Annotated in this window: 20 protein-coding genes and 2 tRNA genes; 9 read left to right on the top strand and 13 right to left on the bottom strand. The window is 30.8% G+C overall.

Annotated features, from left to right (window positions below):
* Positions 1-112: 112 nt before the first annotated feature.
* The gene (locus tag ACN5J5_RS04840) at positions 113-256 is read left to right on the top strand and encodes a hypothetical protein (RefSeq protein WP_418646179.1); all 144 of its coding nucleotides are present in this window, start codon (positions 113-115) and stop codon (positions 254-256) included.
* Between the two features lie 273 nt (positions 257-529).
* Here ACN5J5_RS04840 and serS read toward each other — a convergent pair whose 3' ends face one another.
* Both serS and ACN5J5_RS04830 read right to left on the bottom strand, forming a co-directional pair.
* The gene (serS, locus tag ACN5J5_RS04835; RefSeq protein WP_418646178.1) at positions 530-1804 is read right to left on the bottom strand and encodes a serine--tRNA ligase; all 1275 of its coding nucleotides are present in this window, start codon (positions 1802-1804) and stop codon (positions 530-532) included.
* Between the two features lie 62 nt (positions 1805-1866).
* Positions 1867-2796 carry a bifunctional riboflavin kinase/FAD synthetase gene (locus ACN5J5_RS04830; protein ID WP_418646177.1) on the bottom strand — a complete coding sequence of 310 codons (930 nt, stop codon included), beginning with the start codon at positions 2794-2796 and terminating at the stop codon, positions 1867-1869.
* A 188-nt stretch (positions 2797-2984) separates the two neighbouring features.
* Between ACN5J5_RS04830 and ACN5J5_RS04825 the strand changes: the two genes are divergently transcribed.
* Entirely contained in the window at positions 2985-5771 is a 2787-nt protein-coding gene (locus tag ACN5J5_RS04825; protein WP_418646176.1) for a TonB-dependent receptor, read from the top strand.
* A gap of 79 nt (positions 5772-5850) precedes the next feature.
* On the opposite strand, the gene ACN5J5_RS04820 is transcribed toward ACN5J5_RS04825, so the two are convergent.
* The 5 genes from ACN5J5_RS04820 to ACN5J5_RS04800 all read right to left on the bottom strand — a co-directional run bounded on the left by ACN5J5_RS04820 (position 5851) and on the right by ACN5J5_RS04800 (position 10258).
* On the bottom strand, positions 5851-6087 hold the full coding sequence (locus ACN5J5_RS04820; RefSeq protein ID WP_418646175.1) for a hypothetical protein: 237 nt from the start codon (positions 6085-6087) through the stop codon (positions 5851-5853).
* Positions 6088-6172: 85 nt separating this feature from the next.
* Positions 6173-7714 (bottom strand): glycine--tRNA ligase, encoded by a 1542-nt coding sequence (locus ACN5J5_RS04815; protein WP_418646174.1) that lies wholly within the window; start codon positions 7712-7714, stop codon positions 6173-6175.
* A gap of 99 nt (positions 7715-7813) precedes the next feature.
* Positions 7814-8713 carry a hypothetical protein gene (locus tag ACN5J5_RS04810; RefSeq protein WP_418646173.1) on the bottom strand — a complete coding sequence of 300 codons (900 nt, stop codon included), beginning with the start codon at positions 8711-8713 and terminating at the stop codon, positions 7814-7816.
* 41 nt (positions 8714-8754) lie between these two features.
* Positions 8755-9654, bottom strand: coding sequence for a hypothetical protein (locus ACN5J5_RS04805; RefSeq protein ID WP_418646172.1), 900 nt, complete (start codon positions 9652-9654; stop codon positions 8755-8757).
* Between the two features lie 22 nt (positions 9655-9676).
* On the bottom strand, positions 9677-10258 hold the full coding sequence (locus tag ACN5J5_RS04800) for a class I SAM-dependent methyltransferase (RefSeq protein ID WP_418646171.1): 582 nt from the start codon (positions 10256-10258) through the stop codon (positions 9677-9679).
* A 53-nt stretch (positions 10259-10311) separates the two neighbouring features.
* Here ACN5J5_RS04800 and ACN5J5_RS04795 point away from each other — a divergent pair, with 53 nt between their 5' ends.
* Together ACN5J5_RS04795 and ACN5J5_RS04790 are read left to right on the top strand one after the other, a co-directional pair.
* The gene (locus ACN5J5_RS04795) at positions 10312-11004 is read left to right on the top strand and encodes a ComF family protein (RefSeq protein ID WP_418646170.1); all 693 of its coding nucleotides are present in this window, start codon (positions 10312-10314) and stop codon (positions 11002-11004) included.
* Positions 11005-11057: 53 nt separating this feature from the next.
* A complete protein-coding gene (locus ACN5J5_RS04790) occupies positions 11058-12653 on the top strand; it encodes an Ig-like domain-containing protein (protein WP_418646169.1) in 1596 nt (531 codons plus the stop codon).
* 2 nt (positions 12654-12655) lie between these two features.
* Here ACN5J5_RS04790 and ACN5J5_RS04785 read toward each other — a convergent pair whose 3' ends face one another.
* Both ACN5J5_RS04785 and polA read right to left on the bottom strand, forming a co-directional pair.
* On the bottom strand, positions 12656-13036 hold the full coding sequence (locus ACN5J5_RS04785) for a hypothetical protein (RefSeq protein WP_418646168.1): 381 nt from the start codon (positions 13034-13036) through the stop codon (positions 12656-12658).
* Between the two features lie 4 nt (positions 13037-13040).
* Positions 13041-15881 carry a DNA polymerase I gene (polA, locus tag ACN5J5_RS04780; RefSeq protein ID WP_418646167.1) on the bottom strand — a complete coding sequence of 947 codons (2841 nt, stop codon included), beginning with the start codon at positions 15879-15881 and terminating at the stop codon, positions 13041-13043.
* 172 nt (positions 15882-16053) lie between these two features.
* On the opposite strand from polA, the gene ACN5J5_RS04775 reads away from it, so the two are divergent.
* Both ACN5J5_RS04775 and ACN5J5_RS04770 read left to right on the top strand, forming a co-directional pair.
* Complete coding sequence (locus tag ACN5J5_RS04775; RefSeq protein WP_418646166.1) at positions 16054-17277, top strand: metallophosphoesterase; 1224 nt, start codon at positions 16054-16056, stop codon at positions 17275-17277.
* 85 nt (positions 17278-17362) lie between these two features.
* Positions 17363-17656, top strand: a complete 294-nt coding sequence (locus tag ACN5J5_RS04770) for a thioredoxin family protein (protein WP_418646165.1) — start codon at positions 17363-17365, stop codon at positions 17654-17656.
* Positions 17657-17797: 141 nt separating this feature from the next.
* Here ACN5J5_RS04770 and ACN5J5_RS04765 read toward each other — a convergent pair whose 3' ends face one another.
* Positions 17798-20920: a DUF2723 domain-containing protein gene (locus ACN5J5_RS04765; RefSeq protein WP_418646164.1), complete on the bottom strand. Its 3123-nt coding sequence runs from the start codon at positions 20918-20920 to the stop codon at positions 17798-17800.
* A gap of 183 nt (positions 20921-21103) precedes the next feature.
* Here ACN5J5_RS04765 and ACN5J5_RS04760 point away from each other — a divergent pair.
* Positions 21104-21175: transfer RNA gene (locus tag ACN5J5_RS04760), tRNA-Gln, on the top strand.
* A 94-nt stretch (positions 21176-21269) separates the two neighbouring features.
* Positions 21270-21341 (top strand) — tRNA-Gln (locus ACN5J5_RS04755).
* Between the two features lie 52 nt (positions 21342-21393).
* Here the strand turns inward: ACN5J5_RS04755 and ACN5J5_RS04750 are convergent.
* Positions 21394-21741: an arsenate reductase family protein gene (locus ACN5J5_RS04750; RefSeq protein ID WP_418646163.1), complete on the bottom strand. Its 348-nt coding sequence runs from the start codon at positions 21739-21741 to the stop codon at positions 21394-21396.
* 42 nt (positions 21742-21783) lie between these two features.
* Between ACN5J5_RS04750 and ACN5J5_RS04745 the strand changes: the two genes are divergently transcribed.
* Positions 21784-22239, top strand: a complete 456-nt coding sequence (locus ACN5J5_RS04745) for a DinB family protein (RefSeq protein WP_418646162.1) — start codon at positions 21784-21786, stop codon at positions 22237-22239.
* An 82-nt stretch (positions 22240-22321) separates the two neighbouring features.
* On the opposite strand, the gene ACN5J5_RS04740 is transcribed toward ACN5J5_RS04745, so the two are convergent.
* The gene (locus ACN5J5_RS04740) at positions 22322-22930 is read right to left on the bottom strand and encodes a superoxide dismutase (RefSeq protein WP_418646161.1); all 609 of its coding nucleotides are present in this window, start codon (positions 22928-22930) and stop codon (positions 22322-22324) included.
* Positions 22931-23054: 124 nt separating this feature from the next.
* Complete coding sequence (gene fbp, locus ACN5J5_RS04735) at positions 23055-24077, bottom strand: class 1 fructose-bisphosphatase (RefSeq protein WP_418646160.1); 1023 nt, start codon at positions 24075-24077, stop codon at positions 23055-23057.
* Positions 24078-24083: the final 6 nt, after the last annotated feature.

The raw sequence follows: 24083 nt of genomic DNA, 5'->3' as shown, positions 1-24083 counted from the left end.
AATACTGAACAAATTATTAATTAGTTGCTAAATGACTTCCTTTTTTAGAAAGTTGTGTAAGGTTTTGGCACGAACTTTGTCTTAATAATAACAAGACTAAACAAATTACAAGATGAAAAATTTTACTACAAAATATAGAATAGCAAAAAATAATGCAGATATGTTTATGAGAAACGGACAAATAACAAAGTATTTTGAAGCATTATTAGAAATGAATAAATACAAAAGATTAATGGTAGCTGTGGTTGCCAATTAAAGATATATAGTAAGATTCTTAATTTATTTCAGAATCTTATCTAAATGAAAATTAGTAACTTAATTATGTGAACCTGAAACAATTTCAGGTTGACGAATTAAACTTATGATTGTTAACTAAATACATGAAATTAATTCATTTTTGAAGGGTGGATTACTAAAAATGCCAAGTTTCTTGATTGAAACTTGGCATTTTTTATTTTTAATGTCATTCTGAATTTATTTCAGAATCTCATAAACCATTTCTGTAAGTCTAAAACAAGTTTAGGTTTACCTAATCAATCATATTAAAACCACAATAAGGAACTAACACTTCTGGGATTTTAATTCCGTCTGCAGTTTGATAGTTCTCTAAAATTCCGGCTAATACTCTTGGTAAAGCTAAAGAACTTCCGTTTAAAGTATGTACTAACTGACTTTTACCATCGCTATTTTTAAAACGTAATTTTAAACGATTTGCCTGAAAAGTTTCAAAGTTAGAAGCCGAACTAATTTCTAACCAACGCTCTTGTGCGGTAGAATACAATTCGAAATCAAAAGTTAAAGCCGATGTAAATCCGGTATCGCCACCACACAAACGTAAAATACGGTATGGTAATTTTAACTCACGTAAAATCTCTTTAATATGTTCTACCATTCCGTTTAAAGCTTGGTAAGAATTATCAGGATGCTCTACACGAACAATTTCTACTTTATCAAATTGATGTAAACGATTTAAACCACGTACATGTGCACCATAACTTCCTGCTTCTCTACGAAAACAAGGAGTGTAACCTGTGTATTTAATTGGTAAATCAGCTTCTTTTACTAAATCATTTCTGTGGATATTTGTAATTGGCACTTCACCAGTAGGAATTAAATATAAATCATCAATAGTTGAATGATACATTTGTCCTTCTTTATCTGGTAATTGCCCTGTTGCAATACCTGAAGCTTCATTTACCAAATGCGGAACTTGCATTTCTTTATAACCAGCGTTTGTATTTTTATCTAAAAAATAGTTGATTAATGCACGTTGTAAACGCGCTCCTTTACCTTTATAAACAGGAAAACCTGCCCCTGTAATTTTGGTTCCTAATTCAAAATCGATAATATCGTATTTCTTGGCTAATTCCCAGTGAGGTAAAGCATTTTCTCCTAAATCAGGAATGGTTCCTTCGCTAAAAATTTTCTCATTATCTTCTTCACTTTTTCCAGCTTTTACAGAAGCATGCGGAACATTAGGAATTTGATATAATAAATCTTGTAATGTATCGGTAGCTGTATTTAACGCTTCGGTTAATTGCTTAGATTGTTCTTTTAGTTGACCTGTTTTTTCTTTTAGTAAATTCGCTTTTTGAATTTCACCAGATTTAAAAAGACCTCCAATTTCTTTGGATATTTTGTTAGATTCTGCCAATATATTGTCTAAAGAAACTTGCGTAGCTCTACGTGTTTCATCAGCAGTTAATACATCGTTAATTATTGTTTCGGCATTGGCAAAATTACGTTTTGCTAATCCGTCTAAAACAGTTTGTTTGTTTTCTCTAATAAACTGAACCTGTAACATCTTTTTAATTTTTTAAGAATCGCAAAGATATAGCAAGCGGCAGACTTTAGCAATGCTATTGCTTAATTGTTTTTAAGGTAGCTTAACGAGGTTTCTTTGTCTTTTTTTAGTTGGATAACTAAATCGTTTACCGAATCGAACTTTTGTTCATCTCTTAAAAAATAAAGCAACTGAACAGTAAGTGTTTGTTGATATAAATTGGCATTAAAATTAAAAAAATGAACTTCAATTGTTTGGTTTTCTCCGTTAACCGTAGGTCGATTACCAATATTCATCATACCGAATATGGTATTGTTATCAATTATAGATTGTACAATATAAACTCCTGTTTTAGGAATGAGTTTATAATCTTCTATAACCTCAATGTTTGCTGTAGGAAAACCAATTTTACCACCTAATTGTTTTCCGTTAACTACTTTACCTGTTAACGAAAAATTATATCCTAAATAATTATTAGCGGTTTTTAATTGTCCGTTTGTAAGTGCTTTTCTAATTTTGGTAGAACTTACCGAAACTTTATCGATGTCTTGCGCAGGAATTTCTTCAACGGTAAAATCATATAGATGAGAATACTCTGTTAGTTGCTCAATATTTCCCTCCCTATTTTTACCAAAATGATGATCGTAACCAATAATTAGTTTTGAGGTATTTAGTTGATTCACTAAAATGTCTCGCACAAAATCTAACGCAGTAAGTCTCGAAAATTCTTTACTAAAAGGATGAATAATTAGATAATCTAAACCTAAGTTTTTAAGATGTTGCGCACGTTCATCAATCGTATTAATAAGTTTTATTGAAACATCTTTTTGTAAAACCATCCGCGGATGCGGAAAAAAAGTTAACAAAACGGCTTTTTTATTAGTTGCTTTTGCGTCGTTTATTAATTCTGTAATAATTTTTTGATGCCCAATATGCACACCATCAAAAGTACCAATAGTTACAATAGTTTCTTTGGTTGATTTAAAATTAAAAATAGAGTTAATAATCTTCAAAATAAAAAAATTTAGGCAAAAATACAATTTGTAAAAGAGCTTAAATAATGTTTGTTAAATAAAATAGTAAAATTTTAATATGTTAAAAAATGTACTATTCTTTTTGTAATACCATAAAAAGAAGGTTAATTATTTCATAAATAAAAAAAAATTGTATTTTCGCTACAGTTAACAAATTTTTATACATTATGATGAAAAAACTATTACTTGTTGCATTTGTGCTATTTGGTACAGTAACAATGGTTGCTCAGACTACCATTACTGGTACAGTCAATGATGCATCTCTTGGTGGCCCTTTACCAGGAGCAAATATTAAAATTTCAAGGAAAACAGTAGGAACTTCTACTGATTTTGATGGAAAATTTACGATGAAAGTAAAAGATATTCCACCATTTACCATTGAAATCTCTTCAATCGGTTATAAAACCGAAAAAGTTGAAATAACTAAAAACAATCAAGTTGTTGAGGTTAGTTTAACTGAAAATGCAACTTCTTTAGATGAGGTAGTAATTTCTGCATCAAGAACTCCAGAACGTATTATGGAATCTCCAGTTACGGTTGAAAGAATGGATGCTAGAGCAATTAGAAATACTTCTTCTCCTTCTTTTTATGACGGATTAGAGAATTTAAAAGGGGTCGATATTAATTCGAACAGTTTAACTTTTAAATCTGTAAACACTCGTGGTTTTGCAACTTTTGCAAATGAGCGTTTTATGCAATTAGTAGACGGAATGGATAATTCTTCTCCTGCATTAAACTTTGCTTTAGGTAACCTTTTAGGGATGTCTGAATTAGATGTGAAAACAGTAGAGTTATTACCAGGAGCATCTTCTGCATTATATGGTGCAAATGCTTTTAACGGTATTATGTTTATGACAAGTAAAAGTCCTTTTGATGACCAAGGGATTAGCTATGTTTTAAAAACAGGAATGACAAGTCAAGAAGCTGCTGGAGACAATACTTTTTACGATACAAGTATTCGTATGGCACATGTTTTTAGTGATAAATTTGCTGCAAAAACAACATTGTCTTATTTAAAAGGTGAGGAATGGCATGCTACTGATTATAGAGATGAAACAGATATGACTTCTGTAGATCATAGTTCAAAACCAGATTATAATGGTTTAAATGTGTATGGTGATGAGGTTTCAACAGTATTGAATTTTGATACTCTTGCAGGTACACCAGCTGGAACTTTAGGTTCTCAGGTTGTTTCTAGAACAGGTTATACGGATGTTGATTTAATGACCAATGAAGCAAAAAGTGTTAAGTTTGGAGGTTCTTTACATTACAGACCTTGGGGTAACGATCGTTTAGAAATTATTTGGAATTCTAAGTATGGTACAGGTAATACTATTTATCAAGGACAGAGTAGATATAATATCCAAAATTTCTACATGGAGCAACACAAATTAGAGTTTAAAGGAAAAAGTTTCTTTGTTCGTGGTTACATGACAAAGGAAGATGCTGGAGATTCTTATGATACTCGTTTTGCTGCAATTAATATCAACCGAGCATGGAAAAGTGATGTAGACTGGTTTACACAGTATGCACAAGGATATCTTGGAACAATAACCAGTGGACCAGGGATAACACCAGCAATAGCTCATGCATCTGCAAGAGCATATGCTGATACAGGAAGGTTTGTACCAGGTACAAGTGAATTTAAGGCTGCTTTCGAAACTGTTAAGCAAGATCCAGATATTAAGACTGGGGCTAAGTTTCAGGATCAAACAAAATTATACCATGTAGATGCAAATTTAAATTTACAAGACTATATTGACTGGGCAGAAGTACAAGTAGGTGGTTCTTACAGACAATATGTATTAAATTCAGGAGGAACAATCTTTACAGATACTGATGGACCAATTGATTATGATGAATATGGGTTATATACTCAAGTTCAGAAAAAATTAATGGAAGACCGTTTAAAAATTACGGCTTCTGCTCGTTATGATAAAGCTCAAAATTTTGATGGTAATGTTTCTCCTCGTTTATCTTTAGCTTATGCTGCAGGAGAAGATAAAAACCATAACTTTAGAGGTTCTATACAAACAGGTTTTAGAAACCCAACAACACAAGATCAATACATTGGTTTAGATGCAGGTAATGGTATTTTATTAGGTACAGCACCTGATAACATCGATAGATATGTATCAAGTCCTTATGACTTAAGTGTTGGTGGAACAGCTGTCTTAACAGGTAGACAAATATATGAAAACTCATTTACAGCAGAATCTGCTGGTGCATTTGCTGCTGCGGTAGCTAGTGGTACACCGTTACCAACTGCGGTAGCTTTATTAGAAAAATCAGATGTAGAATTTGTAAAGCCAGAACATGTAACTGCTTTTGAAGTAGGATATAGAGGAGTTGCAAAAGGAATTGCAATTGATTTAAATGTGTATTATAATAAGTACAAAGATTTTGTTGCTTCTAAAAACGTAGCAGCACCATTATATGGTACTGTTGGTGCTCCAGATTTTATAGCAGTAGCTGCTTTAGGTGCTGGTGATTATCAAGGAGTAGCTTTAGATAGTAATTCAGATGCTGATATTAGTTCTTACGGTGCTACAATTGGTTTAAATACGAAAGTGTTAGATGGATTTAATGTAGGATTAAACTATACGTATTCTAAGTTTGATTTTGATCAAGAAGCAAATCCTGATTTCGAAGCAGGATTTAATACACCAGAGCATAAGGTTAAGTTTCAGTTTGGTAAAGCAAACGTGATTAAAAACTTAGGGTTTAATGTAAACGTAAGATGGCAAGATGAATTTTTATGGGAGTCTTCTTTTTATGACGGTATCGTAGATGCTAGAACTGTTGTGGATGCACAAGTAAACTATAAAGTGCCTTCTATTAAGTCGATGTTTAAAGTAGGAGCTGCTAATATTGGTGGTAAAGAATACTTTAGTGCACCAGGTGTTGGAGCAACAGGTTCTCAATACTTTGTTTCTTGGACAATCAATAACTAAGAATAATTTTATGTAACGTACATAATAACGTTACAGATAAATAAACTAAAAAGGCTTCATTTTTAAATGAAGCCTTTTTTTATTCGTTACTGTTATCAATCCATTCTTTTATTTTTTGATCATTGATGATGTATTTCTTGTACTTATTATCTCTATATCGATAATAAATAAATACAGGCATTAATACAAAAGCCATATAAAAAACACCTAATCCCATTACAATTTGTGCCTTCGGATGTTCAGTATTTAAAAGATAAGCTCCTGTAAGCATCCATAATAAAAAGATGATGAATAATATTTTTAGTGCTGTTTTCATTATTTTTAATTTTAATAGTACAAAAGTAAAAAATCCTATCATGTTAATAATGATAGGATTTTTATTTTATTGATAAGAATATTGCTTACATTTTTTGTAACCAATTTCTTACATCTACTTCTTGTTTAATAATATCTTTTAATTCTGATATTTGAACACGTTTTTGTTCCATCGTATCTCTATGGCGAATGGTAACACTATCGTCATTTAACGTATCATGATCAACAGTAATACAAAAAGGTGTACCATTAGCATCTTGACGACGATAACGACGCCCTACAGCATCTTTTTCATCATAAGATACACTAAAGTCCCATTTTAAATCTTCCATTATCTTACGTGCAACCTCAGGCAATCCATCTTTTTTAACTAGCGGTAAAATGGCTGCTTTTACAGGTGCTAAAATAGCAGGTAGTTTTAATACAGTTCTTGTGGTACCGTTTTCTAAAGCTTCTTCTTGTAAAGAGTTTGAAAATACGGCTAAAAACATTCTATCTAATCCGATTGAAGTTTCAACTACGTAAGGCGTGTAACTTTTGTTCTCTTCATGATCGAAATATTGTAATTTCTTGCCTGAATGTTCTTCATGTGCTTTTAAATCGAAATCAGTACGAGAGTGAATACCTTCTAATTCTTTAAATCCGAAAGGGAATTTAAACTCAATATCAGCCGCGTTATCAGCATAATGTGCTAATTTTTCATGGTCATGAAAGCGATAGTTTTCAGCGCCCATGCCTAACGATAAGTGCCAGTTTAAACGGTTTTCTTTCCATTTGTTATACCATTCTTCTTGAGTTCCTGGTTTTACAAAAAATTGCATTTCCATTTGCTCAAATTCTCGCATTCTAAATATAAACTGACGGGCAACAATTTCGTTACGAAAAGCTTTACCGGTTTGTGCAATTCCGAAAGGAATTTTCATTCTACCCGTTTTTTGAACGTTTAAAAAGTTTACAAAAATACCTTGTGCTGTTTCTGGACGTAAATATAAATCCATTGCACTTTCGGCAGATGCACCTAATTTGGTACCAAACATTAAGTTGAATTGTTTAACCTCTGTCCAGTTTTTTGATCCTGTTAAGGGATCGGCAATTTCTAATTCTTCAATTAATAATTTTACATCATCTAAATCTTCGTTTTCTAGAGATTTCCCTAAGCGAGATAAAATGATATTTATTTTTTCTTGATAACCTAAGACACGACTATTGGTAGTAATAAATTCATCTTTATTAAAAGAGTCTCCAAAGCGTTTTGCAGCTTTTTTAACTTCTTTTTCAATTTTTCCTTCAATTTTAAGGCAGTAGTCTTCTACTAAAACATCGGCTCTATATCTTTTTTTAGAATCTTTGTTATCAATCAATGGATCATTAAAGGCATCTACATGGCCTGAAGCCTTCCAAGTGGTTGGATGCATTAATATTGAGGCATCGATACCAACAATGTTTTCATGCATTTGCACCATTGCTTTCCACCAATAATCTCTAATGTTTTTCTTTAACTCTACTCCGTTTTGAGCATAATCGTATACGGCACTTAATCCGTCATATATTTCAGAAGATTGAAATACATAACCGTATTCTTTTGCGTGCGATAATACTTTTTTAAATTGATCTTCTTGTTTTGCCATATTGCAAAAATAAAATAAGGTTTTAAACTAATACCATTCTAAAAGAAAAAAGTGAAGAATTTGTGTAAATTCTTCACTTTTTCGGTTATTTTAAATGTTTTATTTAAGATTAAGTGTTGTAGCTCCAGAGTAAACGCCATCTACAAATGCACTTACGGTATATTTACCTTTATTTATGTCGTCTCTGTTTACTAAAACCAACGAAATTAAGCTTAATTGTTTGTTGTTATAATTAACTTCAATAGAGTCAGTGTATTGAACTTTACCGCCATCTCTTAAGTTTGTAACCCCTTTAGGTGCTACTACTTTTTTGTTTTCATCAATAATTTGAATGTAAACCGATTTTTCGCCAGCATCAGTAATTACATTTTTTAGTAAATCAAAATTTATTCTAAAAGCATCTGTTCTGCTTGACCTAGTGGTTGTAGTTAATTTTCCACTACTACGTTCTTTCATGGCAACAACTTTAACAGGACTTGTTTTAATAACACCACCAATTGCTATTTTTGTTTCAAGAGTTTTTTGTTTTTCTTCTAACTCTTTGTTTTTTTCAGATAAAGAAGTATTAATTGTTTCTTTTTGCTGTAAAATTTCATTAGTAATTACATTTTCTTGCGTTAATACTTGGTTGGCAGTATTAAGGGAATCTACACGAATAAATAGGTTTCTATTTTCACGCTCTAAACTGGTTATTTTTCGTCTATATCTTCTAATTAAGCTGTAGTTATTTGTTCGTAAATCTTTAATAGAATCACGAAGATTTTTCATTTTAACAAGCTCAACTTCAAGCCTTTTAGAAAGACGTTTTTTACGAACAACAACATTCGTATAATCTTTTATCATTTCATCCAATTCTTTTTCTAAATCGGCTTTTTCTTCTTGAAACATTTCTTGAAGATCATTGTATTGACTAGATTTTTGAAAAGAATGTAGCGTAAGAAATAAAGTTAGTATTAACAATATAACAATTAAAGCGCTCTTTTTTTTGGGAGGAGTCATAATTTAGGGGATTAAAAGGTTTGTATAATTTAATTGATTTTTTATTTGAGTTGTAAAGATGTTTTTTTAGCAAAAACACCATCAATAAAAACGTTAATCATGTAAGGTCCTTTACTTACATCATCACGATTTACTTTAATAAATGAAATTGCAGCTATTTGTTTGTTTTTGTATTCGGCATTTAAAATATCATTACAAAATATTTTTTCTTTGTTTTTTAGCTGCACTTCTTTTGATGGAAAAACAACTGTATTGTTTTTAGTTATTTGTATATAAATAGATTTGTTGCCAGGACTAACAATGTTATTTTCTAGTAAATTAAATTCTACTTTAAATGCATCTGTTTTACTTGATTTAGAAGTTGTCGTATATTTACCATTCCTTCTTTTTTTCATAGCACTTGCTTTTACACTTGAAATTTGAATAATTTCTGCTACAGCAATTCGATCATTTAAAAGCCTTTTTTCTTGATTTAAATATTGGTTTTTAGATTTTAATTTACTGTATTGATTTTCTTTTGCCACTAAAATTTCTTTAACACTATCATTTTTCGTTAATAATTGATTGTTAACAGTGTTAAGAGAATCGATATAATTAAAAAGAATTTTATTTTGTTCAGCTAAGCGAGAAATACGTTTTCTGTAAGTACGAAACAACCCATAATCGGTAGATTTTAGATTGTTAATGGTGTCTTTAAGTTTTATTATTTCGTGAAGTTTATCTTTTAAGTTTAAAGAAATATCACTTTTAGTATAAACGGCATTTTCGTAATCTTTTATTACGGTGTTTAGTTCGGCTTCTAACTCTTGTTTTTCTAAATTAAAAACCCCTTTTAATTCAGCATATTCACTGGCATTTTGATATGACAAAAGGCCAATTGCTATAATCAATAAAAGTAAAAAGGCAACGAAGCCGTTATTTTTTAATTTCTTGTTAACCATCTAGGGGATATGATGAGTAATTTTACATGTTGGTTGCTAATATACTATTTTTTATACAGTTATAAATAAAGGCAGGCGGAAAGTTAAGAGGCTCGAAACTTAATTTAATAGCATCTCCAAAAACTTCTTTCAGCTTTTTGTAATAAGTTAAGCTATATTGATATTGAATAAATAAACCATCATTTTTTAATACCTGATAACTTTCTTGTAAAATGGTGTCAGATACATTTTTGGGAATAATAGTTAAAGGTAGGCTAGATATTATATGATCTGTTTCTTGATAACCTAATTTATTTAATTCGGTAATTATATTTTCTGCGGATGCTTTTAATATAATTAACTGCGGATGTTTTATTTTTTTTAATTCGTGATAAAAAACATCGTTAATTTCAAAACAAATTAAAATAGAATTTGGATGAAGTTTATTTAAAATAGCGTGAGTTATGGCTCCGTTTCCAGGACCCAATTCAATAATTACTTCAGCTTTAGAAAAATCAATTTCTCGAAGCATTTTATTAGCCAAATGTTTAGAACTAGGAACAATAGTACCCGATGTTTTATAGTTTTTTACAGCTTCTTTAAAAAAATCGAATTTCTTACTCAAAATAATGTTTTGTTATGTTTTTTGTATATTTCTACTAAAATTTGCTTGTAAATATGCAATATTTAAAAGACATATTCTATATTTTTTATCCAAATTTGTGTGTTAACTGTTCGGTAAGCTTGTTGCAAAATGAAGAATATTTGTGTACAATTTGTAGCAATGAATTGCCAATTATTAATGAAGATAAACATGTAAATATAGGATTGTTATCTACTTTTTATGGTAAAGTGTTGGTAAAAAATGTCCGTTCTTTTATGTTTTATCAAAAACACGGAATTGCTCAAAAAATCATCCATCAGTTAAAATATAAAAATCAACCCGAATTGGGTGTTTTTATCGCAAATTGGTTTGGAGAAAGTTTAAAAAACGCAAAAATTTTTGACGAAGTAGATTTTATAATTCCGGTACCATTGCATCAAAAGAAACTTAAAAAAAGAGGCTACAATCAAGTAACAAAATTCGGGCAAACACTAAGCAAAATTTTAAATATAGAATATAAATCAGGAGTTTTAATAAAAACATCCGTTGCTAAAACACAAACGTTTAAACATCGTTTCGAGCGATTTTCTGATACAAAAACAACGTATAAATTAATTGATGCAGATGTTTTTAAAAACAAACATGTTTTGTTAATTGACGATGTAATAACAACCGGAGCCACTTTAGTTGCTTGCTGTAATGAACTGGCAAAAACAAAAAACATTACCATAAGTATCGCGACTATGGCATACACTAAAAAAGGTTGATTTTTGTTAGTGTTATTTTAGTACTTTTGATGTTGGATTTAAACAATCAATTTGTGAAAAATAAGTTATTATTTTTAGTCGTTTTAGTAGCTGCAGTAATTGTAGGTTGTGCAAGAAAAGGAAGACCAGAAGGAGGTCCTAAAGATGAGGATGCGCCAATTATGATGATGGCAAAACCACCATATGAAACAACAGGTTTTGATAAAAAAAAGATTAAAATAACATTTGATGAATATATTGTTTTAAAGAACTTAACCAAGCAGTTGGTTGTTTCACCACCATTAAAATATCCGCCAATAATAACGCCTCAAGGTACGCCAAGTAAATATATTGATATTGAAATTTTAGATACCTTAAAAACAAATACAACTTACACGTTTAATTTCGGAAACTCGGTTCAAGATAATAATGAAAATAATAAGTTAGAGAGTTTTAAATATGTTTTTTCTACCGGAAACTACATCGATTCTTTAAAAATTAAAGGAACGGTAACCAATGCTTTTAAACAAGAAAAATTAAAAAGTGTAGGCGTTTTATTATATCGATTAGATAGTACTTATAACGATTCTCTTATTTATAAACAAAAACCTAATTATGTTACAAGTACTTTAGATTCTACTAATTTTGAGTTTACGAACTTGCAAAAAGGAAAATATTTATTGTTAGCATTAAAAGAACCTTCAACAAATTACCTTTTTAGTAGTAGAACTGATGAAATTGGTTTTTTTACGGATACAATTTCTTTACCAAAAGATACTTTGGTAGCTAAACCAATTCGACTTTTTAAAGAAAAGCAACCTTTTAAATTTAAAAGAGGAAAAGAAATAGTAAAAGGAAAAATTCAATTTGGATATGTAGGTGAAAATAACGACATGAAAATTGAATTAATGTCTGATGTTCCTGAATCATTCAAAGCATTTTCTGAATACGAAAAAGATAAGGATACTCTTAATTATTGGTTTACACCCATTGCACAAGACTCTTTAAATTTTATGGTAACCAATAAAGAGTTTAAAGATACTATTACTGTTCGTTTGCGAAAAAAACAGCTAGATTCTTTAACAATTTCATCAAACATAAATTCAACATTACATTTTAACGATACCTTGTTTTTAAAAACCAATAATCCTATTGTTACAGTTGATAAAACGAAGTTTTCATTGATTGATAAAGATACCTTAAATATTGATTTTGAAGTAAAAAAACAAGCGATAAACAAATTAGCAGTTGTGTTTAAAAAAGCACCAAAAACGAGCTACAAATTTAATGTTTTACCAAAGGGAATTATCGATTTATACGAAACAACTAACGATAGTTTAAATTATCAATTTAAAACACTTACTACCGAAGATTATGGAAGCATTGTTTTAGATATTAAAAAAGAAACTCCACATCCAGTAATAATTCAGCTTTTAAACAAAAAAAAGGTAGTAAAAACCAGTTATGTTTTGACTTCTAAAAAAGTAACATTTAATTTATTACAACCTAAAGAATACAGTGTAAGAGCTATTGTTGATAAAAACAATAATCACGTTTGGGATACTGGAGATTTTTTATCAAGAAAACAACCAGAGCAAGTAATTTATTTAGAAACTACGTTTAAACTTAGAGCAAACTGGATTCAGAACGAAGATTTTATCATTAAATAAAATTACCAACTAGCACTTGGCGAAAACAAAAAATCGGTAGGAGTATCAATATCATATAAATATTGAAAACCTCTTGATTCTTTTTTACAAAAAGGTTCAATTAACTTTAGCATATTTACAAAACCATTTAAAGTAAGAACACAAAAAAAAGTTTGATTGTCTTTTGTTAAAATTCCTTCATCAGATTTGAATAAGCCTAAAATTAAATTACAGTTTCTAGGTGTTATAAAATCAACTTCGGCTAAGTTTAGTTTTTGTTTTTTATCAATAATTACATCTTTAATTAATGCGCTAAATTTAATAGCTTCGGTTTTATTAAAATTGTATAAACGTACAATGTTTTCATCCAAACCATTTACGTTTTCTATATAATCTAATTCCATTTTTTTAATGTGCTTCTAGCCAGTTTTGTCCTATACCCATTTCAACATCTAACGGAACCGCCATTTTAAAAGCGTTTTCCATTTCTTCTTTAATAATTGGTTTAATTGTTTCTAGTTCGTCTTTATGCGCGTCAAAAACCAATTCATCATGCACTTGCAATAACATTTTCGATTTAAAGTTTTCTTTTTCAAATCGATTGTAAATATTAATCATCGCTAATTTTATAATATCAGCAGCACTTCCTTGTATAGGTGCATTTACAGCATTACGTTCAGCAGCACCACGAACAATTGCGTTTTGCGAATTGATGTTTTTTAAATATCTACGACGATTTAAAACCGTTGCTACATAGCCATTTTCACGAGCAAAATCAACTTGTTCAGCCATGTAATTTCTTAACTTCGGATAGGTTTCGTAATAAGTATCAATCAGTGCTTTTGCTTCTTTACGAGACAAATCTGTTTGATTACTTAATCCGAAGGCAGAAACTCCATATACAATTCCGAAGTTTACCGTTTTAGCATTGCTACGTTGTTCACGAGTAACTTCATTTAACGGAACATTAAATACTTTTGCAGCCGTTGAAGCGTGAATATCTTCTCCATTTTTAAAGGCTTCAATCATCGTTTCTTCTTCGCTTAAAGCAGCAATAATTCGCAACTCAATTTGCGAATAATCGGCAGCCAATAATACGTAATTTTCATCACGAGGAATAAAAGCTTTTCTAACCTCTTGCCCGCGTTTTGTACGAATAGGAATGTTTTGTAAATTCGGATTGTTAGAACTTAATCTTCCGGTAGCAGCAACGGCTTGCGCGTATGATGTATGAATGCGTCCCGTTTTAGTATTAACTTCATTTGGTAAAGCATCTACATAGGTGCTTTGTAGTTTTTTATACTGACGATATTCTTGAATATCGCGAATAATTTGATGGTCTTTTGCTAAAAATGATAATACATCTTCGGCGGTTGAGTATTGCCCAGTTTTTGTTTTCTTAGGCTTGTCTACCAATTGCATATTTTCAAACAATACAATGCCAAGTTGTTTTGGTGAAGCAATATTAAATTCTTCGCCAGCTTGTTCGTAAATACTTTTTTCTAAACGAGTAATATCATTCGCTAAATCAACAGAAAGTTCTTTTAAAAACGGCACATTTAAATTGATTCCTTCAATTTCCATGGCAGTTAAAACAGATACCAAAGGTGTTTCAATGTCGTTAAATAATTGAGTAACATTTCCGCTAGCTAATTCCTTTGTAAAATGTTCTTTTAATTGCAATGTAATATCCGCATCTTCCACGGCGTATTCGGTTTGTTTATCAATTTCAACTTGTCGCATAGAAAGTTGATTTTTCCCTTTTTTACCAATTAAATCTACAATTGGCATTGGTTGATAATTCAAGTACGTTTCTGCCAAAACATCCATTCCGTGGCGCATATCTGGATTAATCAAATAATGTGCAATCATGGTATCAAACAATTTTCCTTTAACAGGCATATTATAGTTTGATAAAACTTTGATGTCGTATTTTAAATTATGACCAATTTTTTCGATAGCAGCTGTTTCAAAAAACGGACGAAACTCTTCTAAAATAATTTTGGTTTCCTCTTGATTTTCTGGAAAAGAAACATAATATCCTTTACCTGTTTCCCAAGAAAAAGCAATTCCTATTAACTCAACTTCTAAGGCTTTTAATCCTGTAGTTTCGGTGTCAAAACATACCGATTTTTGTTGCATTAATTTATTTAAAAGCAATTTTCTTGATAAAGGCGTGTTTACATGTTGATAAAAATGATTGGTATTACTTAAGTTTTTATATCCCGAAATACTTTCGTTTTCGCTAACATTACCCGCACCAGGAGTTGCAAATAAATCGAACTGACCCGTAGTGTTTGTGTCAGCAACTGGTTTTGATTTAGCTGTTGTTTTTTCTTCTTTTTTAACTTCGGATGTAAGTTCAGCAACACTAAAAGTTTTTAGAAAGTTATCGGTTAAACGACGAAATTCTAAATCGGTAAAAATTTCTTTAGTAGCTTCAATATTTGGCTGGCACATTTCAAAATCTTCCTGATGAAATTCAACAGGAACATCTAACATAATGGTTGCTAATTCTTTTGATAAAAGTCCGAGTTCAGCATTTGCTTCTACCTTTTCTTTCATTTTACCTTTTAAATCTGCTGTGTTAGCCAATAAATTTTCCATCGATCCATATTGAGCTAAGAATTTCTTGGCGGTTTTTTCACCCACACCAGGTAATCCGGGAATATTATCAACAGAATCTCCCATCATTCCTAAAAAGTCGATGACTTGTTCAGGTCGTTCTACGCCAAACTTTTCTTGTACTTCGGGTATTCCCCAAGTTTCGTATCCGCCACCAAAACGAGGTCGGTACATAAAAATATTTTCAGAAACCAATTGCGCAAAATCCTTATCTGGCGTAACCATATAAGTTTTATATCCTTCCTTTTCAGCTTTTTTAGCAAGTGTTCCAATAATATCATCGGCTTCAAAACCTGATTTTACAATTGCCGGAATATTCATCGCTTTTAAAATTTCTTCGATGTACGGAACTGCTATTTTTATAGCTTCAGGAGTTTCTTGTCGGTTGGCTTTATATTCAGGAAAAGCATCCACTCTGGCAACCGATCCGCCACGATCAAAACAAACTGCTAAATGGTCTGGTCGTTCTCGTTTTATAACATCTAATAACGAATTTGTAAAACCCAAAATAGCAGAAACATCCATTCCTTTCGAGTTAATTCGTGGGTTTTTTATAAAAGCATAATATCCTCTAAAAATTAATGCAAAAGCATCGAGTAAAAAAAGTCGTTTTTGATCTGCCATTTTTATCTATTAAACCTATTAAAATAGGTTGATTATCAAGGTTAAATTGTGCGGTTAATCGATAAAATTATCAAAATTAACTCCGCATGTAAAACTACAAAACTTTAACAAGATGTTAAAAATTGATTTTCAATAATCAACCTATCTTTGTGTGATTTTTAAAAAGATATATATGTCTCGTTGGTTGGTAACTATTATTCTTATTTCCATTTTAATTTTTGTGTTTGAGGCATACGCTTTTCAGGCTATAAAAACGGTAACTAAAAATAAATTTATCCGCTACGGATGGTTGTTTGTTGGGTTTTTAGCTTACACTAACTTTTTTTATGTAATGTTTTCTTCGGATAGAAGTTCGGGACAAACAAAAGAATTTCAATGGGCAGTAGCAATGCTATTAGTGGTATTATTACCAAAATTATTTATTTTAATAATAATGATTGGCGAAGATGTGGTGCGATTTATTCAAAAAGGAATTTCTTATGTATCAGCAAACGAAACCAAACCTTTAGCAGGTAGAAGAACATTTATCGCAAAATTAGCTTTAGGAATTGCTGCAATTCCGTTTGCAAGTATTTTATATGGTATTTTTAAAGGAAAGCATAATTATAAAGTATTAAAATATCAATTATCGTTTAAAGATTTACCAGCGGCTTTTGATGGTTTTACCATTACACAAGTTACCGATATACATTCGGGAAGTTTTACCAATAAAGAAGAAATAACATACGGAGTTGATTTGATAAATGAACAAAAATCAGATATGATTTTATTTACTGGCGATATTGTAAATAATTTTGCCCATGAAATGGATGATTGGATTGATGTTTTTAAACAAATGGATGCACCTGTTGGAAAATATTCAATTTTAGGAAACCATGATTATGGAGATTATTCTAAATGGGAAACGAAAGAAGATAAAGTAGCTAATTTTAAAGCGGTAAAAGAAATTCATCCTAAAATAGGGTTTGAGTTATTGTGTAACGAGAATCGATATATTGAAAAAGACGGACAAAAAATTGCCTTGGTTGGTGTTGAAAATTGGGGAAAAGGCTTTAACAAAGCTGGTGATTTAAAAAAAGCATCCGAAGGAATTAAAAAAGAAGATTTTAAAATATTAATGAGTCACGATCCGAGTCATTGGGAATATAAAGTAAAAAAAGATGCTTTTAATTACCAGTTAACTTTAAGTGGTCATACTCACGGATTGCAATTCGGAATTGAAATCCCTGGATGGATAAAATGGAGTCCGTCTCAATACGTATATAAACAATGGGCTGGTTTGTATGAAGAATTTGGGCGATATATTAACGTAAATAGAGGTTTTGGCTATCACGCTTTTCCTGGTAGAGTGGGTATTTGGCCAGAAATTACGGTGATAGAGCTAAAGAAAGGCTGATTTTCAATGTTTTTAAACAGATGTTAATATCTATTATGAAAAAATGTTGTAATTTTGATTGGTTTTATATATAAAATTATAAAGTATGACAAAATTTGGTGAAATTATTAGTATTAACAAGCCGGTTTTAATTGATTTTTATACTGACTGGAGTGAGTTTGAACCTAGTTTAGATACACTTCGTGATGTAGCGGCAGCTTTAGGAGATAAAGCAAAAGTTATAAAAATTGATATTAGAAAAAACGAAGTTTTAGCAGAAGCCTTACGTGTTAAAGGAAATCCTACGTTTATGATTTATAAAGAAGGACAAATGAAATGGCGCCAAACAGGAGAGCAAGATGCAAATACTTTAATTGGTTTGGTACAACAATACGTTTAAAAGCCTTAAATTAATTTTAAAGAAGTAATAACTTAATTGTGTAAAAAGGTTTTTATGCAATTAAATGAGGTGTAAAAAGTATATATATTATAAAAAAAAGAGCTCGTATTTTTATACGAGCTCTTTTTTTTTTGATTTAAATTATGGTTTAATAGAGTCTAACTCTTTGGTAAAAGGCATTTCATCTTCTTCGTCATCTTCCATTAAATGTTTAAATAAACGTGCATGATTTAAATAACTTTCAAATGCTTTTTTGCCATATTCAGTATCGTTGTCGTATCGTGTAATTTGCTGAATTACATTTTGATACATGTATAAGTTGGTTTCTAAATTATCTAAAATTAAATCAATATCTTCTTCTTTAAAAGTGCTGTAGTACTGTAGTTTTTGCTGAAAAATAGTAATTAATGTTTCAACAGTTTCGTGCGCTTTGTCAGTATCTCCAATACGGTAATATAACTCAGGATAGCCTAAAGAAATACTATAATGTCCAAAGTCATTAATAGGCATTTTGTATAACGATAAATCTAATACGTCTTTAGCGTTTACAGAATCTCCTTCTCTTAAAAACTCTTCAGATAAACGCATTAAATTATTACGGATAGATATTGCGTTACGCTTACTCTGCTCGTCTAAATAAATTTTACCGTTGTTTATGGTTTTCCAATCCCATTTTTTAATATTATCGTACATTTTTTTAGTGTCTATACGTCCCATATCAAACATTGATTTTCCTTTGTTTGATGTTTTAATTGGTACTAATTTGTACGACATTCCGTCTAACTGTAAATAATCTTTTAACCAAATATATTCTTCATCAGCATTGGCACCACCAGTAAAATAAATTGGTCTTTTCCAATCGAAATTATTTAAAATATCAAGCATTAAAATTCTATTCTTAGTTAATCCTTGTTCATCAACAGTAATATCAATATAAGGTAAAATCTTATCAGCATCTTTTTGTGCTACCAATCCTGTTTTTAGTACATTTTCTTTATTTACAGGAATTCGGATTTTATTTGTTGGATAAAATTTTTCTTTAGAATCTTCACCAGTTTCTAAATACGTAGCGTCATTATCGCTAGCAATCCAACGCATAAAATCTTTTATTGATAAAATAGAATCTTTTAATTGTGGAAGCGGGTAGTGGTAGGCTACATCTAAAGTTCCGTATTTATACTGATCATGTATTAATTGCGATGGAATAGGATCTGCATCATAGGTTTTCTTTTTCATTTGATCGATATACCAATCGGTTTGAAAAAGACTTGTGTTTACAATCTTAATATCTTGTCGCACACCTTCAACTTGTTGCATATACCAAAGCGGAAAAGTATCATTATCCCCGATGGTAAAAATGATAGCATTTGGGTCGCAACTTTCTAAATAGGTTTGTGCATTTAATTGTGCTAAAAATCGATCTCCTCTATCATGATCGTCCCAATTTTGAACTCCCATTAATACAGGAACGGCTAGTAATGAAACTGCAGAAACTCCAATTGCAACGGTTCTTTTATTGGCATAATTTTTTAGATAATCATACAAAGCTAGCACACCAAAACCAATCCAAATGGCAAATACGTAAAAAGAGCCAACAACGGCGTAATCACGCTCGCGAGGTTCAAAAGGCTTCGGGTTTGTGTAAAATATAATCGCAAAACCAGTAAAAGCAAAAAATAAAGCAAGCGTATATAAATTCTTTTTATCTTTTTTAGATTGATATAACAATCCGATTAATCCTAAAATTAAAGGTAAAAAGAAGTATTTGTTACGTCCTTTATTATTTTTAATATCGTCTGGTAAATTTTGTTGTGATCCTAAGCGAGCTTCATCAATAAAATTAATTCCGCTTAACCAGTTTCCGTTTTCAATATCTAAATGCCCTTGTGCATCGTTTTGTCGTCCAACGAAATTCCACATAAAATAACGCCCGTACATATATCCGAATTGAAAATCAATCATGAATTTCATGTTCTCTATAAAAGTTGGTCGTCTTTTACTACGTGCAGGAATTCCTGCAATTTTTTTATAATGCTGCTCTGAAGCAGGATTTACCATACGCGGTATAAATCCTTTGTGTTTGTTAGAGTAGTTTGGTAATATGTTTTTGTATTTATTTACAATTACATATTTGCCGTTTTTCTTTTCGTATTTTGGTTTGTCATCTTTGTATGGTTGATCAGCATCTTGCTCTCTATCATAAGAAACCGAATAATATTTGTCGTAAAAAACATTGGCATCACCATATTGCTCACGATTGTAATAAGCTAATAATTCTCGTGCACTTGACGGATTATTTTCGTTAATAACCGTATCGGCATTTGCACGAATTGGTAACATTAACCAAGATGAAAAACCAATCATAATAAATAGTACTGACAATACTAAGGTATTTGCCATTACTAAGTTTTTTTTGCGTGTATAATTTAATCCGAAGTAAAATAAACCGATTAATACCAAGCCAGCAATAATAGTACCTGAGTTGTATGGTAAGCCTATTTGGTTGATAAAAAACAGCTCTGAAACACTAAAAAACTTTAAAGTAAACGGAAATAAAAATTTAAACACAAAAGCTAAAACGAATATTGAAACAAGCGTTGCAATAGCAGTTGATTTTAAATTGATGTTTTTATAGGTTTTAAAGAAGTATAATAATACAATTGACGGAATTACTAATAACGATAAGATATGTACTCCAAATGAAAGACCTACCACAAAACTAATTACCACTAGCCATTTATTACCTCTAGGGCTGTTTAATTCGCTTTCCCATCGTAAACCTAACCAAAATAATAGCGCCATTAAAAAAGATGACATTGCATATACTTCCCCTTCTACAGCACTAAACCAAAAACTATCAGAAAATGTGTAGGCTAAAGCCCCAACTAATCCACTACCTAAAACTGCAATTGCTTCGTTTTTACTGAATTTACCATTTTTAACCGCCATTTTTTTAGCTAAGTTGGTAATGGTCCAAAACATAAATAAAATAGTAAATGCACTGGCTAAACCAGACATAAAGTTTACCATTTTTGCCCATTGGCTAGGGTCGTTGCTAAACATTGCAAAGAAGGCACCTAGCATTTGAAATAACGGTGCTCCTGGCGGATGCCCAACTTCTAACTTTACTGCGGTAGAAATATATTCGCCACAATCCCAAGAACTAACGGTTGGTTCTAAAGTTAAGGTATATGTAATTAGTGCCACTGCAAATGAAACCCATCCTAAAATGATGTTCCATTTTTTGTAGTTAAATTCGTTCATAATTTTTTGGTGTAATAAAGTACGAAAGTATTAATAACTGTTGATTTTTTACTGAAAACAAAAATATAATTTTGAGTAACTTAACTTAAAGGTTATTAACATAAAGTTGTGTTAAATGAAAAAAAATAAAAAATGTTTGCTGAAATATAATTTTGTTTTATATTTGCACCCGCAATAAGTAATTGGCCTATGGTGTAATTGGTAACACACCGGTTTTTGGTACCGACATTCAAGGTTCGAGTCCTTGTAGGCCAACTTAATCCTTACGATATTTCGTGAGGATTTTTTTATAAAAATTGATTATTGTGTATAAAATATAAAACTTTGTTTTTATATTTGCACAAGTAATTGGCCTATGGTGTAATTGGTAACACACCGGTTTTTGGTACCGACATTCAAGGTTCGAGTCCTTGTAGGCCAACAAAAAAGCTTCATAATCGTAAAGATTTTGAAGGTTTTTACTTTTATAATGTTTAATTAACAAGCTCTTTTAAACTTTCAATTACTTTTTTACTGTTTCCTATAAAAATTTGATCATCAACAATAAAAACGGGTCGCTTTAAAAAGGTGTATTCATTTAAAATATATTGTTTGTAATCAGTTTCTGTTATTTGCTGATTTTTTAAATCCATCTCTCTATAAAGTTTCGCGCGTTTGTTAAACAAACTTTCGTAACTATCCGTTAGTTTTCGCATTTCTTCTAATTGAGTAATCGTTACAGGGTTAGATTTTATTTCTTGCTTTTCAAAGCCTTCAATATTTACTTCTTTTAAAATACGTCGGCAAGTATCACAAGTTTGTAAAAAATATACTTTCTTCATGGTTTAATAATTATCTTTGATGTAGCTAAAATAAACAGAAAAATGAATAAACAATTTGAAGCTTTAAAAAAATCGAGAGAATTAGTCTTAAAAAAAATAGAAGGCTTATCGATAGAACAGTTGCACAAAATTCCAGAAGGATTTAATAATAATATTGCATGGAATGTTGCTCATTTAGTAGTTACACAACAATTATTACATTATAAATTATCAGGATTAAACTGCTTGGTTTCTGATGAATTGATAGAAAAATATAAAAAAGGTACAGTGCCAACTGAAACTTTTTCGGAAGAGGAGTTAGAGGAAGTAAAAGAATTATTACTAGGATTACCAGATACTTTAAAAGAAGATTTTGAAGCAGGAATTTTTACTGAGTTTAATGAATATAAAACAAGTGCTGGTTTTTTATTAGATTCATTTAAATCAGCCATTATTTTTAATAATTTACATGAAGGTATGCATTTAGGAATTATTATGGCTTTAACAAAGTTGGTTTAAGTTGTTATAAATAAAAAAAATCCGAAGTTTTTAAGCTTCGGATTTTTTTTATAAGATTGAAATGCAAATAGCAATGCAATTGTTATTTAGCGTTAGCATACCTTTTTTCAACTTCGTTCCAGTTAATTACTTTAAAGAAAGCATCAATATAATCAGGACGACGGTTTTGGTAGTTTAAATAGTAAGCGTGTTCCCAAACATCTAATCCTAAAATAGGAGTTCCGCCACAAGTAACACCTGGCATTAATGGATTGTCTTGGTTTGGAGTAGAACAAACTTCTACTTTACCACCAGGATGTACACATAACCAAGCCCAACCAGAACCAAATTGTGTCGCTGCAGCTTTAGAAAAAGCATCGATAAAAGCTTCTTTAGATCCAAATTCAGCTTCAATAGCATCTTTTAAATCTCCAGATAAATAACCTCTATCTTCTGGATTCATTACTGTCCAAAATAAAGAGTGATTGTAAAATCCACCTCCGTTATTACGAACAGCTCCGTTACTCATATCTAAATTAGCAAGAATATCTTCAATAGATTTCCCTTCTAAATCTGTTCCGGCAACAGCAGCATTTAACTTAGTGGTGTATCCGTTATGGTGTTTGCTATGGTGAATTTCCATAGTTCTTGCATCTATATTTGGTTCTAATGCATCGTAAGCATATCCTAATTCTGGTAATTCGAAAGCCATAATTGTATGTTTTTTAATAGTTTAATTTTTCATTTATATAAATGTAAAAATAATTCAAAAAAATAAGGCAAACAACTGTTTGCCTTATCTATAATTTATTTGGGTATAAATAAATGTTATTATACTAGTAATTTGCGTCTTCAGGATATTTAGCCATAAAAGTTTCGGCTTGTTCAACCATGCTTATATTTCCGCAAAAAAAAGGAACTCTTTGATGTAGTTCGGTAGGTTCTAAATCTAAAATTCTTTTATAACCATCAGTTGCTTTTCCTCCCGCTTGTTCAGCAATAAAAGCCATCGGATTACATTCATATAATAAACGTAATTTTCCTTTTGGTCCGATGGTACTTGTTGGGTACATGTAAATTCCGCCCTTAAACATATTTCTATGAAAGTCAGAAACCAAAGATCCGATATATCTTGACGTATATGGTCTGTTATCTTTTTCTTCTTGACAATATTTTAAATATTCTTTTACTCCCTGCGGAAAGTGTACATAATTTCCTTCATTAATTGAATAAATAGCTTCTTTTTCAGGAAATTTAATATTTGGATGTGATAAGTAAAAAGTTCCAATAGCAGGATTTAATGTAAATCCGTTTACACCATTACCAGTTGTAAAAACTAACATAGTTGAGGTACCGTAAGCTACGTAACCAGCAGCAACTTGTTCGCGTCCTTTTTGTAAAAAATCTTCTTTGGTTGCCGGAGTACCTACAGGAGAAACTCTTCTGTAAATAGAAAAAATAGTACCTACTGATATATTTACATCAATATTAGATGAACCATCTAAAGGATCCATCAATAAAATATATTTGTTTTCGTTTGTTTTGTTTTTTCCTTCAACAACAACAAAATCATCTTCTTCTTCACTTGCAATACCGCAAACAATTTCTCTGTTAATTATAGTTTGTTTAAATAAATCGTTGGCTAAAACATCTAATTTTTGTTGTGTTTCTCCCTGAACATTAATGTCTCCAGAAGCACCAGTAATATCAACCAAACCAGCTTTTCTTATTTCATGGTTAACTACTTTGGCAGCTAAACGAATAGAATTTATTAAGCGAGATAATTCGCCAGAAGAGTATTTAAAGTCTTTTTGGTTTTCAATAATAAACTCACCAAGAGTCATGTTCTTGTTGTTCATAGTGAT

The sequence above is a fragment of the Tenacibaculum insulae genome (assembly GCF_964512435.1).
Classification (GTDB): Bacteria; Bacteroidota; Bacteroidia; order Flavobacteriales; family Flavobacteriaceae; genus Polaribacter; species Polaribacter insulae_A.
Note: the sequence above shows the minus strand (reverse complement) of the source record. Positions and strands in the feature narration are given on the sequence as shown.

Coding starts and splice junctions, on each gene's coding strand:
- ACN5J5_RS04775 (WP_418646166.1), top strand. CDS start 16,054: ATGTCTCGTTGGTTGGTAACTATTATTCTTATTTCCATTTTAATTTTT.
- fbp (WP_418646160.1), bottom strand. CDS start 24,077: ATGAACAACAAGAACATGACTCTTGGTGAGTTTATTATTGAAAACCAA.
- ACN5J5_RS04770 (WP_418646165.1), top strand. CDS start 17,363: ATGACAAAATTTGGTGAAATTATTAGTATTAACAAGCCGGTTTTAATT.
- ACN5J5_RS04740 (WP_418646161.1), bottom strand. CDS start 22,930: ATGGCTTTCGAATTACCAGAATTAGGATATGCTTACGATGCATTAGAA.
- ACN5J5_RS04815 (WP_418646174.1), bottom strand. CDS start 7,714: ATGGCAAAACAAGAAGATCAATTTAAAAAAGTATTATCGCACGCAAAA.
- ACN5J5_RS04750 (WP_418646163.1), bottom strand. CDS start 21,741: ATGAAGAAAGTATATTTTTTACAAACTTGTGATACTTGCCGACGTATT.
- ACN5J5_RS04810 (WP_418646173.1), bottom strand. CDS start 8,713: ATGACTCCTCCCAAAAAAAAGAGCGCTTTAATTGTTATATTGTTAATA.
- polA (WP_418646167.1), bottom strand. CDS start 15,881: ATGGCAGATCAAAAACGACTTTTTTTACTCGATGCTTTTGCATTAATT.
- serS (WP_418646178.1), bottom strand. CDS start 1,804: ATGTTACAGGTTCAGTTTATTAGAGAAAACAAACAAACTGTTTTAGAC.
- ACN5J5_RS04765 (WP_418646164.1), bottom strand. CDS start 20,920: ATGAACGAATTTAACTACAAAAAATGGAACATCATTTTAGGATGGGTT.
- ACN5J5_RS04820 (WP_418646175.1), bottom strand. CDS start 6,087: ATGAAAACAGCACTAAAAATATTATTCATCATCTTTTTATTATGGATG.
- ACN5J5_RS04795 (WP_418646170.1), top strand. CDS start 10,312: ATGCAATATTTAAAAGACATATTCTATATTTTTTATCCAAATTTGTGT.
- ACN5J5_RS04745 (WP_418646162.1), top strand. CDS start 21,784: ATGAATAAACAATTTGAAGCTTTAAAAAAATCGAGAGAATTAGTCTTA.
- ACN5J5_RS04785 (WP_418646168.1), bottom strand. CDS start 13,036: ATGGAATTAGATTATATAGAAAACGTAAATGGTTTGGATGAAAACATT.
- ACN5J5_RS04825 (WP_418646176.1), top strand. CDS start 2,985: ATGATGAAAAAACTATTACTTGTTGCATTTGTGCTATTTGGTACAGTA.
- ACN5J5_RS04840 (WP_418646179.1), top strand. CDS start 113: ATGAAAAATTTTACTACAAAATATAGAATAGCAAAAAATAATGCAGAT.
- ACN5J5_RS04805 (WP_418646172.1), bottom strand. CDS start 9,654: ATGGTTAACAAGAAATTAAAAAATAACGGCTTCGTTGCCTTTTTACTT.